Genomic DNA, 18,048 nt, shown 5'->3' with positions numbered 1-18,048 from the left:
GGCGCGAAGTGACCGCTTTCTTCCAAAATCTGGGCCTGCCGTTTGAAGGCGCCTGGTTCCTGTCGACCATTATCGGCATCCTCGTCATTGCCCTGCCGCTGATGCTGGCGGTGGCGATGATCATCTATGCCGATCGCAAGATCTGGGCGGCGATGGCGCTGCGGCGCGGGCCGAACGTGGTTGGCCCCTTCGGCCTGCTTCAGTCCTTTGCGGACGGGGCCAAGGTGTTCCTGCAGGAAACGATCATCCCGTCGGCGGCGAACAAGGCGCTGTTCATCATTGCGCCGATCATCACCTTCACGGTCGCGTTGCTTGCCTGGGCAGTGGTGCCGTTTGATGTTGGCGTCGTGTTGGCGGACATCAATGTCGGCCTGCTCTACATTCTCGCGATTTCGTCGCTTGGCGTCTATGGCATCGTGCTGGCGGGCTGGGCGTCCAACTCCAAATATCCCTTCTATTCCGCGATCCGCGCCAGCGCGCAGATGATCAGCTATGAAGTCTCGATCGGCTTCATCCTGATCAGCGTTGTGCTGTGGGCCGGCAGTTTCAACCTGACCGCGATCGTGGAGAGCCAGAAGGGCTATTACGGCTTCCTCAACGGCAACGGCTTCAACCCGCTGCTCTTCCCCATGGCGATCATGTTCCTGATTTCCGCCATGGCGGAAACGGCGCGCGCGCCGTTCGATCTGACCGAAGCGGAAAGCGAGCTGGTCGCGGGCTATCAGACCGAATATTCGTCGATGGCCTTCGCGCTCTACTGGCTCGGCGAATATGCCAACGTCATCCTGATGTGCGCGCTGAACGCGATCCTGTTCTGGGGTGGCTATCTGCCGCCGCTCGACTGGGCGCCGCTCTACATGGTGCCGGGGATCATCTGGCTGTTCGCCAAGATCCTCTTCTTCTTCTTCGTCTTTTCCTGGGTAAAGGCGACGGTGCCCCGCTACCGTTATGACCAGTTGATGCGGCTGGGCTGGAAAATCTTCCTGCCAACCTCGCTCTTCTTCGTCTTTCTGGTGTCGGGCTTCCTCATGCTGACGCGCTATGGAGGCGCACAATGAGCCTCGGATATTACGTCAAGTCTTTCACCCTCTGGGAGTTTGTGAAGGCGCACTGGCTGACCTTGAAATATTTTTTCAAGCCCAAGGCGACGATCAACTATCCCTATGAGAAGAACCCGATTTCGCCGCGGTTCCGGGGTGAACATGCGCTGCGTCGCTACCCCAACGGGGAAGAGCGTTGCATCGCGTGCAAGCTGTGCGAGGCGGTGTGTCCGGCGCAGGCGATCACCATCGAGGCGCAGCCGCGCGAGGATGGCAGCCGCCGCACGACGCGCTACGACATCGACATGACCAAATGCATCTATTGCGGTTTCTGCCAGGAAGCCTGCCCGGTGGATGCGGTCGTGGAAGGGCCGAACTTCGAATTCGCGACCGAAACGCGCGAGGAGCTGATCTACGACAAGGCCAAGCTTCTTGAAAATGGTGACAAGTGGGAACGCGCGATCGCCGCGAACCTTGCCGCCGATGCGCCTTATCGGTAATGCGCGCCGTGTCTAACTCAAACCCGTTCGCCTTGAGCTTGTCGAAGGGCTCGACTGAGCGCCGCGAAGTCACTTCACTTCGTTCAGTGGAAGGCTTCGACTTCGCTCGGCCCGAACGGTTTCCGGGGGCCATCCTGTGATCCACGTCTTAGCCTTTTACCTGTTCGCGATCCTGGTGGTGTCCAGCGGTGCGCTGACCATATTGTCGCGCAACCCGGTCCATTCGGTGCTTTGGCTGATCCTGGCCTTCTTCAACGCGGCGGGTCTGATGATCCTGCTGGGTGCAGAATTCATCGCGATGCTGCTGGTCATCGTCTATGTCGGCGCGGTCGCGGTCCTGTTCCTGTTCGTCGTCATGATGCTGGACATCGACTTTGCCGAACTGCGCGCCGGTTTTGTGAGCTATCTGCCGTTCGGCCTGCTGATCGCGCTGGTGCTGCTGGCGGAAATCGTGCTGGGCATTGGCCTGTGGAGCGCCGGTCCGATTGAACTGGCGCAGCGCGCGGCGCCGGCCACGCCGGACGAATCGAACATCAAGGCGATCGGTGCGCTGCTTTACACCCGCTATATCTTCCTGTTCGAAGCGGCAGGCATCGTCCTGCTGGTTGCGATGATCGGTGCGATCGTCCTGACCCATCGGGCACGCGGCGGGGTGAAGGGCCAGAATATCGCCAGGCAGAATCGTCGCCGTCCGCAGGATGCGGTCCGCAATATCAATCAGCCCGCAGGGCAGGGGGTGGAGCTGTGATCGGCCTTCAACATTATATGGTGGTCAGCGCCATCCTGTTCGTGATGGGGGTGCTGGGCATCTTCATCAATCGCAAGAATGTCATCATCATCCTGATGGCGATCGAGCTGATCCTTTTGAGCGTGAACATCAACCTTGTCGCTTTCAGCGCCTTTCTGGGCGATCTGGTCGGGCAGGTGTTCAGCATGTTCGTGCTGACCGTCGCGGCGGGTGAGGCGGCCATCGGCCTTGCCATCCTCGTCATTTACTTCCGTGGTCGCGGCACCATCGCCGTCGACGATGTCAACCGGATGAAGGGCTGAGCCTGAACTCATGATCCAGCTTATCGTTCTTCTTCCGCTGCTGGCCGCTGCCATTGCGGGCCTTGGCAACAAGGCGCTGGGCAAGCTGCCCGCCAAGATCGTCACCACGGGCGCGCTGTTCGCCAGCTGCGCCATGTCCTGGCCGATCTTCATCAGCTTCCTGACCGGCAGTGCCGAAGCGCATGTGACGCCGCTGTTCACCTGGATCCAGTCGGGCAGCTTTGACGCGCAATGGGCCTTGCGGGTCGATGCGATGACGGCGGTGATGCTGGTGGTGATCACCAGCGTGTCCAGCCTCGTCCACCTCTACAGCTGGGGCTATATGGAAGAGGAGCCGGATCAGCCGCGCTTCTTCGCCTATCTCTCGCTCTTCACCTTCGCGATGCTGATGCTGGTGACGGCCAACAACCTGCTCCAGATGTTCTTCGGCTGGGAAGGGGTGGGCCTCGCTTCCTACCTGCTCATCGGTTTCTGGTTCCGCAAGCCGTCGGCCAATGCCGCCGCGATCAAGGCGTTCGTGGTCAACCGCGTAGGCGATCTTGGCTTCATGATGGGGATTTTCGGGACTTATCTGGTGTTCAACACCATATCGATCCCCGAAATTCTGGAAATGGCCCCGTCGATGGCGGGATCGACCATCGGCTTCCTGGGCCATCGTTTCGACACGATGACGGTGCTGTGCCTGCTGCTGTTCGTCGGCGCCATGGGCAAGTCGGCGCAGCTAGGCCTTCACACCTGGCTGCCGGACGCGATGGAAGGCCCGACCCCCGTGTCGGCGCTGATCCACGCCGCGACCATGGTGACGGCGGGCGTGTTCATGGTGTGCCGCCTGTCGCCGATGTTCGAGACGTCAGCGACGGCGCTAACCGTGGTAACCTATGTCGGCGCAGCGACCTGCCTGTTCGCGGCGACCGTGGGCACGGTGCAGACCGACATCAAGCGCGTCATCGCCTATTCGACCTGTTCGCAGCTGGGCTATATGTTCTTTGCAGCGGGCGTTGGCGCCTATGGTGCGGCGATGTTCCACCTGTTCACCCATGCCTTCTTCAAGGCGCTGCTGTTCCTGGGGGCCGGTTCGGTCATCCATGCGATGCATCATGAACAGGACATGCGTTATTATGGCGGCCTGCGGAAAAGCATTCCCATCACCTTCTGGACGATGACGCTCGGTACGCTGGCCATCACGGGCGTTGGCCTGCCACTCGTCGGCGTTGGCTTTGCCGGTTTCTATTCCAAGGACGGCATTCTGGAGGCGGCCTATGCTGCGGGCGGAGCTGGCACCGGCGCGTTCATCGTCGGCGTATTGGCCGCGCTGCTGACCAGCTTCTATAGCTGGCGTCTGGTGTTCCTGACCTTCTTCGGCAAGCCGCGCTGGAACCAGTCCGAGCATATCCAGCATGCGCTGCATGACGCGCATGGCCATGACGATCATGCAACCCACGGCCATGGATCGGCGCATGACAACGCACCGGCCCAGGAAGATGCTGGCCATGATCCGCATGCGGCTGAGGCAGGCGCACATGAACTTCCCGCCGGCACGGGCGGCTATCATCCGCATGAAAGCCCGCTGGTAATGCTGATCCCGCTGATCATGCTCAGCCTTGGCGCAGTGTTTGCGGGCTTCCTGTTCCACGATCAGTTTATCGGGGCAGAGGGCGGCATCGAATTCTGGAAGGGCGCATTGTCGTTCGACAGTCATCTGATGCACGCGGCGCATGAAGTGCCCACATGGGTCAAATTCTCGCCGTTCACGGTGATGCTGACCGGGTTGCTGATTGCCTATCTCAGCTATATCAGGAACACCGACTGGCCGCAGCGCTTCGTCGCGACCTTTGGTGGACTCTACACCTTCCTGCTCAACAAATGGTATTTTGACGAGCTGTATACCTTCCTGTTCGTCAAGCCTGCCTTCGCCATCGGCCGCTTCTTCTGGAAGTTCGGGGACATCGGTTTTATCGACCGGTTCGGACCCAATGGCCTGGCCGCCCTGGTCGTGCAGGGCAATAAAGTGACCCGTCGGCTCCAGTCCGGCTACCTCTACACCTACGCGCTGGTGATGCTGATTGGCCTCGCCGCTGCCGCAACTTGGGCGATGACACGATAATGGACGGCTTCCCCATCCTTTCCCTGATGATGGCAGTGCCGATGGCGGGGGCCATCGCCTGTCTGTTCGTCGGCGCGAACAGCGCGCGCTGGATCGCATTGATCGCCACTCTGGTCGATTTCGTCCTGGGCATGGCCCTGTGGGCGCAGTTCGACCAGTCGGGCAGCGGCGCGCAATGGCAGTTTCAGGAATATGCGCCGATCTTCGGCAAATTCGCCTGGGCGCTGGGTATTGACGGCATTGCCCTGATGCTGATTGCGCTGACGGTGTTCCTGATGCCGATCTGCATCGGCGCCAGCTGGAACGCGATTGAAAAGCGCGTGGGCGAATATATGGCGGCCTTCCTGTTCATGGAGGTGCTGATGATCGGCGTCTTTACGGCGCAGGATCTCTATCTTTTCTACATCATGTTCGAAGCCGGCCTGATCCCGATGTATCTGATCATCGGCATCTGGGGCGGTGCTGACCGGATTTACGCCAGCTATAAATTCTTCCTCTACACATTGTTCGGATCGGTGCTGATGCTGATCGCGATGATGTGGATGGTGCATGAAGCAGGCACGACCGACATCCCCGTGCTGATGGCGTATAATTTCGATCCGCATATCCAGACCTGGCTGTTCCTGGCTTTCTTCGCCAGCTTCGCGGTCAAGATGCCGATGTGGCCGGTCCACACCTGGCTGCCCGACGCGCACGTTCAGGCGCCGACGGCCGGTTCCGTCATTCTGGCAGGCGTGCTGCTGAAGATGGGCGGATACGGCTTCATCCGCTTTTCGCTGCCGATGTTCCCCGAAGCCTCGGCGCAGCTTGCGCCGCTGGTCTGGGGTCTGTCGATGGTCGCGGTGGTTTACACCTCGCTCGTCGCGCTTGTTCAGTCGGACATGAAGAAGCTGATCGCCTATTCGTCCGTCGCGCATATGGCGATCGTCACGGTCGGCCTGTTCGCCTTCAATCAGGCGGGCATCGAAGGCGCGATGATGGTGATGCTGGGCCATGGTCTGGTCGCGGGCGCGCTGTTCCTGTGCGTAGGCGTCATCTACGACCGGCTGCACACGCGCGAGATTGCCCGTTACGGTGGCCTGTCAATCAACATGCCGCGCTACGCCATGCTGTTCCTGTTCTTTACCATGGCATCGGTGGGCCTGCCCGGCACGTCCAACTTCGTCGGCGAATTTCTGTCGCTGATGGGCATCTATCAGGCATCGAGCTGGGTGGCGCTGATCTGCACCACGGGTATCATCCTGGGCGCGGCCTATATGCTCTACCTCTATCGCCGCATCTGCTACGGCGAGCAGGTCAATGCCGATGCCGCCGCGATGCCGGACCTGTCGGGTCGCGAAATCTGGCTGCTTGCGCCGATCGCTGCCGTGGTGCTGTGGATGGGGGTCTATCCCGAAAGCTTCCTCAAGCCCATGCGCCCGGATATTCACGCACTCGAAGCCCGCCTGGCGCCAGCCGCGCCGGCCGGTGATTCCAAGATCAAGATGGGTGCGCCCAAGCCTGCGGGCGAAGCGCATGAAGGTGCCCATCACGAAGAAGCTCCTGCGCACGGGGAGGCGCACTGATGATCGACTCCGCTTCCCTTCTGGCAGTCCTGCCGGAACTGATTTTGACGGCCGGCGGCCTGATCCTGCTGATGGTGGCTGCTTTTGGCGGCGATGGCACCGCACGGATTGTCAACGCATTGTCAGTGCTGACGCTGATCGTTGCGGGTGTGGCGCTGTCCAGCACGATCGCCCATGGGCCGGATGCATTTGACGGCCTGGTCCGTGCCGATGCTTTCTCCGTCTATGCCAAGGCGCTGATCTACGCGGCGGCCGCCGTGGCTATCCTGCTTGCGCCGCGCTTCTTTTCTACCGACAGCGCGCTGCGGCCTGAATATCCGATCCTGATCCTGTTTGCCGCGATCGGCATGGGCATGATGGTGTCGGCGGGCGACATGCTGACTCTTTATGTCGGCCTCGAAATGAACAGCCTGGCCTCCTATGTTCTTGCGAGCTTCATGCGGCAGGACGGGCGTTCGTCCGAAGCGGGCCTTAAATATTTCGTGCTGGGTTCGCTGGCCAGCGGTATCCTGCTCTATGGTATCTCGCTGCTCTATGGTTTTACCGGCAGCACCGCGTTTGATGGCATTGCCGTTGCGCTGGGCGATGGCGTGGGCAAGGGCGAATTGTTCGGCCTGGTGTTCGTGCTGGCGGGTCTCGCGTTCAAGATCAGCGCCGTGCCGTTCCATATGTGGACCCCGGACGTCTATGAAGGCGCGCCAACGCCGGTGACGACCTTCTTTGCCAGCGCGCCCAAGGTTGCGGCCATGGGCCTGACCGTCCGCGTCGCGATCGAGGCGCTGGGCCCGGCGGGTATGGACTGGCAGCAGATCGTGATCTTCGTCGCGCTCGCTTCCATCCTGTTCGGCGCGGTCGCGGCAATCGGCCAGAGCAATATCAAGCGGCTGATGGCCTATTCCTCGATCAACAATGTGGGCTTCGCCTTGATCGGCCTGGCCGCTGGGACGCCCGCAGGTGTTGCCGCGACCATGAGCTATATGGCGATCTATGTCGTGATGACGATTGGCGCGTTCGCCTGCATCCTTCAGATGCGCGACGCCGACGGCAAGCCGGTCGAGACGATCGCCAGCCTCGCGGGGCTGTCGCAGTCGCGCAAAGGGCTGGCGGCCGGATTTGCGATCTTCATGTTCTCCATGGCCGGTATTCCGCCGCTGTTCGGTTTCTGGGCCAAGTTCCTGGTGTTCGATGCGGCGGTGGCGTCTGGTCTGACCGCGCTGGCGGCGTTCGGCATCGCAGCGTCGGTGATTGGCGCTTTCTATTATCTCAAGATCATCAAGACGATCTATTTCGATGAGCCGACCGGCGCCTATGAGGCGAAGGGCGGGGCAGTTGAAAATATCGTCCTGACTGCCTGCGCCGTGGTCATCGTCATGGGCTATCTGCTCAACCCCCTACTGGATCAGGCGAGCGCCGCCGCTGCGGCGTCCCTGTTCTGACCATTCGCTTCGTCGCGGAGACCGGCTCCACCAATGCCGATATGCTGGCATTGGCGGAGCAGGGCGCGCCGGACGGCATCTGGCTGCGCGCGGGGCGGCAGACGGGCGGCAAGGGACGGATGGGCCGGGGCTGGGAAAGCCCGGTTGGCAATCTCTATTGTTCCGCATTGGTCCGGCTGCGCGCGAGTGACCCCATGCCGCATACGCTGGCGCTGGTCGCGGCCAATGCAGTTCACGCGCTTGTCGCGCCACTCTGCGCAGGGCAGGCGCGGATCAAATGGCCCAATGACATATTGGTCGATGGCGCAAAGATCGCTGGCATTTTGCTGGAGCGGGCCGGTGATGCGATCGTCGTGGGGATCGGCATCAATGTCACCGATTATCCCCGCGGGCTGGATCGTCCGGTCACCAGCCTTTTGGCGCAGGGCGCCAAGGATGCTGACGCTGGTGCGCTGATGGAGCGACTGGCGCAACTGTTCGCCCATTGGCTTGCGATCTGGCGCGCGCAGGGGCTGGACCCGGTGCGGACGCACTGGCTGTTGAACGCACACCCGACCGGCACGCCCATGCGGGTGGTTCAAGCCGATGGCGAGAGCGTCGAGGGGGCATTTGATACGCTCGACCAGCAGGGCATGTTGATCCTGCGCTTGGCGAACGGACACAGCCGTGCCATTCACGCGGGCGACATATTTCTCACCTGAACCAAGGACCGGCCATGCTCCTCGCGATCGACGCGGGTAACACCAATGTGGTTTTCGCGCTACTCGAAGGGCGGGACATTCGCGCGCGCTGGCGGATCGCGACCGATCCGCGCCGTACGGCGGACGAATATGCGGTGTGGCTCAACCAGTTGCTGATGCTGGAAGGCTATAAGATCACGGACGTCCATGCCGTGATCATCGCGACGGTCGTGCCGCGCGCGCTGCATAATTTGCAGGTGCTGGCGGAAAAATATTTCAAGACGACTCCTCTGGTTGCGGGACAGCCGCCGGTTGATTGGGGCATCGAACTGGACGTGGCCGAACCGGGATCGGTGGGCGCTGACCGGGTTGTAAACGCCATTGCCGCGCACCATCTTTATGCAGGCGACCTGATCGTCATCGATTTTGGCACCGCGACGACATTCGACGTTGTCGATTATAGCGGCGCCTATAAGGGCGGGATCATCGCGCCGGGGATCAACCTGTCGCTCGATGCGTTGGTCGCCGCGGCGGCGAAGCTGCCCAAGATCGCGATCGCGCCGCCGGAAAATCGATCGGTCATCGGTCGCACGACCGAAGCGCAGATGCATATTGGTGTATTTTGGGGCTATGTAGCCATGATGGAAGGGCTGGTCGCCCGGATGAGGGCCGAAATCGGCCGCCCGACCAGAGTGATTTCGACAGGGGGCCTGGCGGTCCTCTTCAATGACAATAGCGATATTTTCGATGCGATCGCGCCGGACCTGACGGTTCAGGGCCTCGCGCTGATGCACGAACGGAGTTTACAAGCGTAATGAAACCCAAAGATGAGCTGCTCTTCCTGGCCCTGGGCGGGTCGGGCGAGATTGGCATGAACGTCAATCTATATGGATGCCAGGGCAAATGGGTGATGGTCGATCTCGGCATGACCTTTGGCGATCCCAATTATCCGGGCATCGAACTGGTGCTGCCGGACCTCAGCTTTATCGAGGAACGGCGCAAGGATCTGCTCGGCATCGTGCTGACCCACGGGCATGAGGACCATATCGGCGCGATCCCCTATCTGGCGGCCGACCTGGGCGTGCCGCTCTATGCGACGCCGTTTACCGCCGGCCTTATCCGCCTGAAGCTGGAGGAAGAGGGGCTGACCAAGGAGGTCAAGCTTCACGTCATTCCCAATGAAGGCAGCTTCGAACTGGGGCCGTTCGGCTTCCGTTACATGCCGCTGGCGCATTCCATCCCGGAAGGCAATGCGCTGGTCATCGATACGCCCTATGGCCGCATATTCCATACCGGCGACTGGAAGCTGGACGATCAGCCGCTGCTCGGCGTCCCCTCGACCCCGGAACAGTTGACGGCGGTGGGCGATCAGGGCGTGCTGGCGCTGGTATGCGACAGCACCAATGTGTTCAATGACAAGGCCAGCGGTTCCGAAGGCGATGTCCGCGAAGGGCTGATGCAGGCGATAGAGGGGGCCAGGGGGCGGGTGCTCGTCACCACCTTTGCGTCCAATGCCGCGCGCGTTCAGACGCTGGGCGAAGTGGCGACGGCGATGGGGCGCAAGGTGTGCGTCGCGGGCCGCTCGCTCGACCGGATCATCGGCATGGCCAAGGCCAGCGGCTATCTCAAGGATTTTCCGCCGACGGTCGACTGGGACGATGCGATGAAACTGCCGCGCGATGAGGTGATGATCATCGCCACCGGCGGTCAGGGGGAGGCACGCGCCGCACTTGCGCGCATCGCATTCGACAGCCATCCGATCAAGCTGACCGACGGTGACCTGGTCGTCTTTTCGTCCAAGCAGATCCCCGGCAATGAAATCGCGATCGGGCGCATCCAGAACGCGCTTGCGGCGAAAAATATCGTGATGGTGACGGACCGGCAGGCCGAAGTCCATGTGTCGGGACATCCGGGGCGTCCTGAACTGGAAGCCATGTATCGCTGGATACGGCCCGAAATATTGCTGCCGGTCCATGGCGAACGACGGCATATGGCCGAACAGGCGCGGCTTGGCCTGGCGACGGGCATCCCCAATGCGGTGGTGCAGTCCAATGGTGATCTGCTGCGGCTGGCGCCGGGCGCACCGGCGATCATTGGGCGGGAAGAGGTCGGTCGACTGGTGCTGGATGGCGACGTCATCCTGCCAGCGGAAGGTGCGACCATGAACGAGCGGCGCAAGCTGGGTCTGCATGGCCAGATCAGTGTAGCCGTCGCGCTCGATGCCAAAGGAAGGCTGATTGGTCGACCGACGCTGCGGACGCAGGGCGTTCCGGTGGAAGAGGACAAGGCGGACTTCCTGGCCGAAGCGGCGGATGATGCTGCGGACGTGATTGCCAAGGGATCGCATGAGGAAGAGGCGGTGCGTGAGCGTATCCGCCTGGCCGTACGCCGCGCGGCGACGCGCTGGACCGGCAAAAAACCGATTGTGGACGTGTTGCTCATTCGGGCCTAAATCGCCCGTATGAATCTTTACGCCATCTTCGCCATCTATGTGCTGTTCTGGGTGATCAGCGCGTTCATCATGCTGCCCTTTGGCATCCGCACGCCCGACGAGACGGGCGAGCAGTTGCTCAAGGGGCAGGCGGATAGCGCGCCCAGCAATTTCAGGCCCGGCGTGGTGGTGCTTCGCGCGACCATTCTGTCAGGACTGCTGTTCGGTCTCTATTACGCCAATTATGTGCAGGGCTGGATCACGCTGGACATGCTGCCAGGCTATACCCACCAGAATTGACGGTTTGGGGATTAAGCCCCGATCCTGATGTCGAAGCGCGCGCCGGGATCAATCGGCGCGCGTCCGTTACTGGCGCAGCCGCTCGATCGCCTGCGCCAGCGCGACATAGAGCTTGCCCATGTCGGACGAGAGAATGGCGACGCCCAGCGCGTTGCCGTCACGCGCCGACAGGATGATCCGCAGCATGCCTTCAAAATCATGGATGTAGCGGTTCACATGATCGCGGAATTCCGCGTCATTGTCGTAATGGAGAGCAATCTCGCGCGATTCCCCTGCGTCCAGCAGCTTGACTGCGCGCCGGGTGAATACGCCGCGATCGCCCTTCAGATAGGCCGACCAGCTTGAATCGGTGACGTCGTTCGACAGGATCTTGGCGACGTCGATCGCGGTGCTGTTGAGCGATTCGATCAGCAGCGCGGAGCGACGGGCAAAATGGTCGCGGTCGCGATTTTCCGCCGCCCGTTCCGCTTCCTCGATACGCTGTTCGACATTGGCGCTGGTGTCGGCGATGGTCAGCAACTGGCGCGTCAGGCGCTCGGACGCGTGATGCGCGGCATTGACGGCTTCTTCGGCGACGCGCGCAACCTGTTCGATCTGCGCCGCGACCTTGTCTCCAATCGCGTTCTGCATCGCCTGTTCACTGGCGTCGGCCAGAGCCTGCGCGGCTTCGGGAATGGTCCGGCCCAGCGCCTGACGCGCACGCTCGGCGGCCTGATCGGCCGTATCCTTGACGCGCAGCAACGCGGTGACGAGCAAGGGTCCGGCGCCTTCTGTGATGCGGGTCGCATCCTGATGGGCGCCGTCCAGTGCGACGCGCAGCCGTTCGACCAGATTGCGATTGGCCTCCAGCCCGCCCTGCGTGCTTTCCAGCCATTCGGTCAGGCGACTGCCCTGGCCGCGCAGCATCGATTCGGCCTCTTCCGCCCGGCCGACCAATGCCTGCGATATGGCTTCCAGTCGCTCCATTTCGGGCGTCGTGTGGCCCAGCAGAGCGCGGCTTTGTTCCAAGCGGGCGTCGAACCGCTCCAGTGCCGCGGGATAGGTCTCGTCCAGTTCGCGCACGCCCGAATCGAGGGCGACGAGAAGGGTTTCGGCACAACCGATCAGCTTTTCGGCGGTCACGCCTCCGTTGGCCAATGCGCCGTCGATGCGCTGGGTTTCGGCGGTCAGGCGCGTAAGCGCTTCGGTCAGCCTCTCGCTCCGGGCGAGCGCGACTTCCTCCAGAGTCGCAAAGCGATTCTGGGTCGATGTGATCGTTTCGTCCAGCCCCGACTGGATACCAGCCATCAGGCTATGTTGCCCGGCCATGACCTCGTTCATCTGGTGCAGGCGGTTTTCCACGTCGCCGATCGTGTTGGCCAGACCCGTGACCGTCTCGCTGCCGATGGCGTCGAGGCTGTCGCGTGAGCGGGTGACCAGAGATTCCAGCGCGGCCGACTGGGTCGACAAATTGCCCTCGGTCAGCGCCAATGCTTCCTGCGCGCGGGCCAGCGCGGTGTCGAGCCGTTCGCGCAGATCCTTCTCGATCGCGTCCATGTCCCGCGTCAAGGTGGCCAGGGTCGTTTCGCTGACGTCACCGATGCCCGATTGCGCCGCCGCGACCAGCGCTTCGAGATGTTCGGCGCGGCGCGAAAGGCCTTCGTCGGTCGTTGCCATCGTCGCGCGCACGCTGCGCAAGGCAGCGTCGAGGCGTGCGGTCAGGTCGGCCTGCGCCCGGTCAAGATCCTCGATCAGGGCCGCGCGTACAGTGTCGCTGGTGCTGGCGATGCCGGTTTCGGCGGTTTCGATCAGCGTCGCGAGAGCGGCTGCCTGAATTTCCACATCCTGACGGGTCCGGTCCATCGCCTGCCGCGCGCTCTGGGCAGTCGCATCGATCCGTCCGGCGGCGATTTCCGCCATGCCCGTCACTTCCTCATTGGCGGCGCGGGTCGATTCCTGAAGCTGCGTCAGCTGGCTCGACAGGCTCTTGGTCGCGGACAGGGTGCGGGCACGGGCGTCGTCGGACAATTCGGCCAGGGCGTGAAGCCGCGCTTCCAATGTGTCGATTCGTTCTGCCAGCGCATGGCCGTTGTCCATGATCTGCGCCGCCATCCGGCCGGTGCGGTCCTCCAGTTCGGGGATCGTGGCGATCAACGAGTCCATCTTGGCGACCAGCGCAGCACTTGCCCGCTCGGCCGATTCGGCGCGATCGACCGTTGCTTGGGACCGGCTGGCGATCAGTTCGGCGGACGCCTCCATATTGCTGCTGGCCGCAGCGCCATAGCTGTCGAGCAATTCGGCCTGCTGCTGCATCGACTGACGGGCGGTTTCCAGCTGGGTGGCGATCCGTCCCAGTCGCAGTTCAAGCAGATCGGCTTCGGTCCGCAGGGCGCGGGCAGTGTCGAGATAGCGGCGCGATTCGGCGCGGCTGTTGCGCATCAACAGCAGATAGGCGAGGCCCAGCAGGATGAGCGGGACGACCAGCGTGGCGATGGCATTGGCCCAGAACAAGGGGCCGCCGGGCAGGTCGCCCGTCGCGAAAATCGCCCAGCCGGCAAAGCCGACCCAGCCGATCGCGAGCAGGCTCAAGCCCACGCGTATGCGTTTGACCCAGCCATCGCCCGCGCCATCATCCGAATCATCTTCGTCGATGTTGAGAGACGCCTGTTTCAAAAGCAAAATGTCATCCGCCTGCGACGCGTCGCTAGCTGCGCTTGATTCGTCGCGCCAGAACTCGACGATTGTGCTGCCCCCTGTCATGTCGTGCATCCTAGCAGCTTTTCCGTCCGCGCAAATGCCCTGTTACCAAAACTTAACGCAAGCCAGATAGCGTCTGTCTCTATGTCCTATGATCCCGGCGCCCTTCATGCAGCTTTATCCGCAGCCGTCGGCGATGACAGCGCCCTGATCGCGGACCTGCGCGTGGCCTTCATGGAAAGTGCCGAGCGGCAGATCGATCTGCTGGGGCGGGCGCGGTGCGACGCCAATTGGGAATTGGCGGCATGGCGGCTGAAAGGGTTGGCGGCCAGCTTCGGGCTTACCGCACTGATGGCGCTGGCCGATGAGGCAGCAGAGGCCGCACCGGGCGATCCGCGCGTGCTGCGCCGGTTGCGCGCTGCGCTGGCGGTGCTGCAACAGACCTGAATTGAAGCATCGGTACGGCTGCGCTTGCGCGAAGCCGCCAGCCTTGCGACAAGGCCCGCTGCACAACAATCGGGTCGATACCATAACGATATGAGTTTCGCGGCTATTCTCAGCGCCAGCCGGGCTTCGGGCGATTCGTCTGGTGGCCAGACGACCGTTGGTCAGCGCGCGAGTCTGTATTTTGCCGGACAGACGCTGGTCGAATATCAGGCACGGCAAGCGGCGCAGGCCGGTGCGGATCGAATCATGATATTGGTGAGCGTGATCACCCCCGCCCTGTCGCAGGCGGTCGATCGGCTGAGCGCCGACGGGATCGCGGTCGCACTGGTGCGCGATATGGTGTCGATGGTGCGGGATGCGCCGCGCGATGCCGACGTCCTGCTGGTGGCCGACGGGGCGATCGTGTCGCAGACCCATTTCGAGGCGATGGCGAGCGCTGAGGGCAATGCCCTGCTGGTCACGGATGACAGCCGCGCCAGTACCCCGTTCGAACGGATCGACGCGGGACAGCGCTGGGCCGGGCTGGCGCGAATCAGTCCGACCTTATTGTTCGGCACGCTCGACATGATCGGCGACTGGGATTTGTCGCTCACGCTGGTACGGGCAGCGGTGCAGAAGGGCGCGCGCCGCGTCACCGTGGCGCAGGATGATCTGCTCGAAGGGCGCGTCGCGCTGATCGAGACCCAGCAGCAGGCCGATCTGGTGGCGCAGGCGGTCACGGCGGCAGGCGCTTCGTCGGCGCGGGCGCGGGGTGGCGTTGAACATTATCTGCTTTCGCCGCTGGCCCGGATGATCAGTCCGGCCCTGATGCGCATGCAGGTTCCCGCAATGCAGGTGCGGATCGCCGCCATCGCGCTGGCCGCGATCGCGCTGGTGCCGGTCGAGCTGTTATGGACGCTGACCGGGTTCGCGCTGCTGCTGGGCGCGCTGTTACTGGCGGAAATTGCCGATCGTCTGGAGGAACTGGCGCTGCGACCGGCGCCGACGGGCTGGCTGGCATTTGTCACGCCATTACTGGCGCTGACCGGCATCGTGTTGGCGGGCAGCAGCACGATGGCCGCCGATCTGGCGCTGCTGCTGGCGATCATATTGGTGGCGGATCGCTGGCGGCGTACCGGCGGCGCCCGGCCATGGATGATCGTTACGCCCGGCACCGTGCTGCTCATGCTGATGCTCGCCGGATTGGTGGGCATGCTGGCGCAGGGTATCAGGGTGGCAATGCTGGCGCTGATCGCGTCGGCTGGTGCGATCATATTGCGCCCGCGCGACTGATATATTTCGACAGCAGGGTTTAGTGCATTTTAAGGACGTCGGGCTATGGTCCCGGTATGAACGCCTATTCGTCCCTTACCGGTGCGGTCATGGCGGACAGCTGGCCGATGGCGCAAGTCATGGCGGGCATGTCCGCCGTGCCGGTTGGCCATGCCATCGATCTGGCTTTCTTTTTCCCGGTCGAGGAACAGGCGCGCCACGATGCGTTGATCGCGGAAACGCGGCGGCATCTGGGCGGATGCCTGAACGCGATCGAGATGGCGCTGCGGCTCTCGCTCGACCACGCACCGGACGTTGCCCACATATTGTCGCGCTCGTCAGAACCGATTTGCTGGCCAACCGTACGGGCGCAACCGACGATGATCGGGCCGGCGCTGCTGGCGCATATGCAGATGCGCGCTGGCGTCAGCCTGATGCTGCGCCAGTTCGGCCAGGCCGATGTTGATCGGACGGACGATGGCGATGGGGGCGTGCTCACGCTGGGCGATGATCCGATGATCGGCGACGCCCTGTCTGCGCTGGCGCTGGCGGAGGGGCGCTGGATCGCGGCGGGCGGCGAGGATCGGCCGATGCGGCCGGACCTGCCCGCTGAATATTTTGCCGAACTGGTCTGGACGGCGGCTGCCTGTCTGGCCGCTGTGGTTCAGCGGAGCGCGCCCGATCTGGGAGACGCGATGCTGGTCGGGTTCGAGCGGTCGGGCTGGGCCTTGCTTGCCGATCATGACGAAAGTGCCAGCCCCATTGCGGAGGCGGATCGGCTGGTGCGGCGGATCGGCGATCTTGCGGATTCGCCCGAATTGATGGGTGTCGCGCTGGGGCAGCGCCGCTTTCTGCTGTTTGCGGCGCTTGCGGCGCGGCGGCTGCGCATGACCACGGTGCAGGCGACCGAAATATTGGTGTTGGGTCCATTGGCGCAGGTAGCGATGCTGTGCCGTTCGCTCGGTGGATCGGATGCCGATTATCGCCATTTGCTGCTGGCGCTGCAGCCGGTGCGTCCTTCACTGTCCGACGCGGCTATCGTGGCGGAGGCCGAACGCTATCAGCAACTGACCGAGACGCAGGCTGATGCAGCAGTCAGCGCGTTGCGCACGCCGCCCGCTTTCCGTTCACGGCTGGACCATCTGCGCCGGGTAACAGGCGCGTGAATATGCCGTCCCATCCCGCGATCATCCGGGCGTTTATCTCCGCCGATGGCCTTTTGCTCAGCGCTGACCTGCCCTTGCTGGCGCTTCAGCGGGAGGCCGGGGGCGATCTTGGCGCGCCGGTCGCGGTACCGCAACTGGCAGCGATCGCGCGGTTGTGCGTGCGATTGGGCATTACCGTCTCGCGGTCGATCATCGCGGCGACCCAGCATGGCGACATCGACATGTGGGTGCGGGCGCGGCCTGACAGCGATGGCGTCACTCTGTCGATCATTGACTGGCATGAGCGGCCAGTCGCTGCGTTGCCAGCGGACATAGCGCGGCGTGAAGCGGATATTGCGGCGCTGGCTGACGGCTGGAACTGGCAGATAGACGTGCAGTTGCGGTTCCAGATGGTGCTGGCCGGAAGCGACGGCCATGGCGCGCTGCCGCCCGATCCGCCCGTGCCGGGCAGCCGCTTTTCCAGCTATTTTCAGCTTCAGCCAGACGATGATGGCGACATGGCGATGCTGCGCGCCTTTGCCCAGCGGCGCGCCTTTCGGGACCAGACGGCAGCGTTGGTCAGCGATCCGGCGCGGACGTTTCGCCTGTCGGGTTTCCCCATGTTCGATCTGGCCGGACAACTGACCGGCTATCGCGGCACGGCATTCGCTTTGGAGCAGATGGCGACTGGTCCGATCGTGCAGGAGGCGGCAATTGCGCTGTATCCGGGCGAATTCGGCAAACGGCTCGACCGGTCGCTGCGCCAGCCATTGGGGCGGATCATCGCCAACGCCGATACGATCAGTGCCCAGTTGGAGGGGCCGTTGCGCCCCGACTATGCCGATTATGCGACGGACATCGCAGCGGCGGGACGGCATCTGATGGCGCTGGTCGATGATCTGGCCGATTTGCAGGCGATCGACCGACCCGATTTCAGCGTGATCGCAGAAGAGATTGATCTGGCCGATCTGGGCCGTCGCGCCGCCGGGTTGCTGGCGGTCAAGGCGCTCGACCGGAATATTCGCATATCAGCGCCGGACCCGGACGCGACCATGCCCGCGATCGGCGAATTTCGCCGCGTGCTACAGATTTTGGTGAATCTGGTGGGCAATGCGGTGCGCTATTCGCCCGAAGGCAGCGAAGTGCGGATCGTCACCGAATGTGATCATGGCCAGGCGCGGATCATGGTCATCGACCAGGGGCAGGGGGTCGCCGACGCGGATCGCGAACGGATATTCGAGAAGTTCGAGCGGCTGGGCCGCGACGATTCCGGGGGCAGCGGGCTGGGCCTCTATATCTCCCGCCGCCTTGCCCGCGCGATGGGCGGCGATATTCGCATTGGCGGCGCGCCCGGCGAAGGCGCGCGCTTTATCCTGACATTGCCGGTGGACGATTGATCCCCATGAAAAACGGCGCCCCTTTG

General features: G+C 62.9%; 16 protein-coding genes. 15 read left to right on the top strand and 1 reads right to left on the bottom strand.

What is annotated here, in order from left to right; translation table 11 throughout:
• Positions 1-8 precede the first annotated feature (8 nt).
• The 11 genes from nuoH (at position 9) to SX1_RS15025 (ending at position 11,106) form a co-directional block, all read left to right on the top strand.
• Complete coding sequence (gene nuoH, locus SX1_RS15075; protein WP_017184598.1) at positions 9-1,058, top strand: NADH-quinone oxidoreductase subunit NuoH; 1,050 nt, start codon at positions 9-11, stop codon at positions 1,056-1,058.
• Complete coding sequence (gene nuoI, locus SX1_RS15070; protein WP_017184597.1) at positions 1,055-1,540, top strand: NADH-quinone oxidoreductase subunit NuoI; 486 nt, start codon at positions 1,055-1,057, stop codon at positions 1,538-1,540. Before nuoH ends, nuoI begins: the two co-directional genes overlap by 4 nt.
• Before the next feature lie 136 nt (positions 1,541-1,676).
• Positions 1,677-2,288, top strand: a complete 612-nt coding sequence (locus tag SX1_RS15065) for an NADH-quinone oxidoreductase subunit J (RefSeq protein ID WP_019053665.1) — start codon at positions 1,677-1,679, stop codon at positions 2,286-2,288.
• On the top strand, positions 2,285-2,590 hold the full coding sequence (gene nuoK, locus SX1_RS15060; protein ID WP_004211745.1) for an NADH-quinone oxidoreductase subunit NuoK: 306 nt from the start codon (positions 2,285-2,287) through the stop codon (positions 2,588-2,590). Before SX1_RS15065 ends, nuoK begins: the two co-directional genes overlap by 4 nt.
• 10 nt (positions 2,591-2,600) lie before the next feature.
• On the top strand, positions 2,601-4,694 hold the full coding sequence (nuoL, locus tag SX1_RS15055) for an NADH-quinone oxidoreductase subunit L (RefSeq protein ID WP_019053663.1): 2,094 nt from the start codon (positions 2,601-2,603) through the stop codon (positions 4,692-4,694).
• Entirely contained in the window at positions 4,694-6,259 is a 1,566-nt protein-coding gene (locus SX1_RS15050) for an NADH-quinone oxidoreductase subunit M (protein WP_019053662.1), read from the top strand. The genes nuoL and SX1_RS15050 overlap by 1 nt, the downstream gene beginning before the upstream one ends.
• A complete protein-coding gene (nuoN, locus tag SX1_RS15045; protein WP_019053661.1) occupies positions 6,259-7,695 on the top strand; it encodes an NADH-quinone oxidoreductase subunit NuoN in 1,437 nt (478 codons plus the stop codon). The genes SX1_RS15050 and nuoN overlap by 1 nt, the downstream gene beginning before the upstream one ends.
• Entirely contained in the window at positions 7,692-8,396 is a 705-nt protein-coding gene (locus tag SX1_RS15040; RefSeq protein ID WP_081609966.1) for a biotin--[acetyl-CoA-carboxylase] ligase, read from the top strand. Before nuoN ends, SX1_RS15040 begins: the two co-directional genes overlap by 4 nt.
• A 14-nt stretch (positions 8,397-8,410) precedes the next feature.
• Complete coding sequence (locus SX1_RS15035; protein ID WP_017184591.1) at positions 8,411-9,190, top strand: type III pantothenate kinase; 780 nt, start codon at positions 8,411-8,413, stop codon at positions 9,188-9,190.
• Entirely contained in the window at positions 9,190-10,827 is a 1,638-nt protein-coding gene (locus SX1_RS15030) for a ribonuclease J (protein ID WP_017184590.1), read from the top strand. Before SX1_RS15035 ends, SX1_RS15030 begins: the two co-directional genes overlap by 1 nt.
• Positions 10,828-10,836: 9 nt before the next feature.
• Entirely contained in the window at positions 10,837-11,106 is a 270-nt protein-coding gene (locus SX1_RS15025) for a DUF1467 family protein (RefSeq protein WP_017184589.1), read from the top strand.
• Positions 11,107-11,172: 66 nt separating this feature from the next.
• Here SX1_RS15025 and SX1_RS15020 read toward each other — a convergent pair whose 3' ends face one another.
• Positions 11,173-13,845, bottom strand: a complete 2,673-nt coding sequence (locus tag SX1_RS15020; protein WP_019053659.1) for a coiled-coil domain-containing protein — start codon at positions 13,843-13,845, stop codon at positions 11,173-11,175.
• 81 nt (positions 13,846-13,926) lie between these two features.
• Here SX1_RS15020 and SX1_RS15015 point away from each other — a divergent pair, with 81 nt between their 5' ends.
• The 4 genes from SX1_RS15015 (at position 13,927) to SX1_RS15000 (ending at position 18,022) form a co-directional block, all read left to right on the top strand.
• Positions 13,927-14,229, top strand: a complete 303-nt coding sequence (locus SX1_RS15015; RefSeq protein WP_019053658.1) for a hypothetical protein — start codon at positions 13,927-13,929, stop codon at positions 14,227-14,229.
• 90 nt (positions 14,230-14,319) lie between these two features.
• Positions 14,320-15,501 carry a hypothetical protein gene (locus tag SX1_RS15010; protein ID WP_017184586.1) on the top strand — a complete coding sequence of 394 codons (1,182 nt, stop codon included), beginning with the start codon at positions 14,320-14,322 and terminating at the stop codon, positions 15,499-15,501.
• A 56-nt stretch (positions 15,502-15,557) separates the two neighbouring features.
• Entirely contained in the window at positions 15,558-16,646 is a 1,089-nt protein-coding gene (locus SX1_RS15005) for a DUF2336 domain-containing protein (RefSeq protein WP_019053657.1), read from the top strand.
• Positions 16,643-18,022 (top strand): sensor histidine kinase, encoded by a 1,380-nt coding sequence (locus SX1_RS15000; RefSeq protein ID WP_019053656.1) that lies wholly within the window; start codon positions 16,643-16,645, stop codon positions 18,020-18,022. Before SX1_RS15005 ends, SX1_RS15000 begins: the two co-directional genes overlap by 4 nt.
• The last annotated feature ends 26 nt before the right edge of the window (positions 18,023-18,048 follow it).

Source organism: Sphingobium xenophagum NBRC 107872, assembly GCF_000367345.1.
Taxonomy (GTDB): domain Bacteria; phylum Pseudomonadota; class Alphaproteobacteria; order Sphingomonadales; family Sphingomonadaceae; genus Sphingobium; species Sphingobium xenophagum.
The sequence above is the reverse complement of the archived record's forward strand: the minus strand, read 5'-3'. Positions and strand labels throughout refer to the sequence as shown.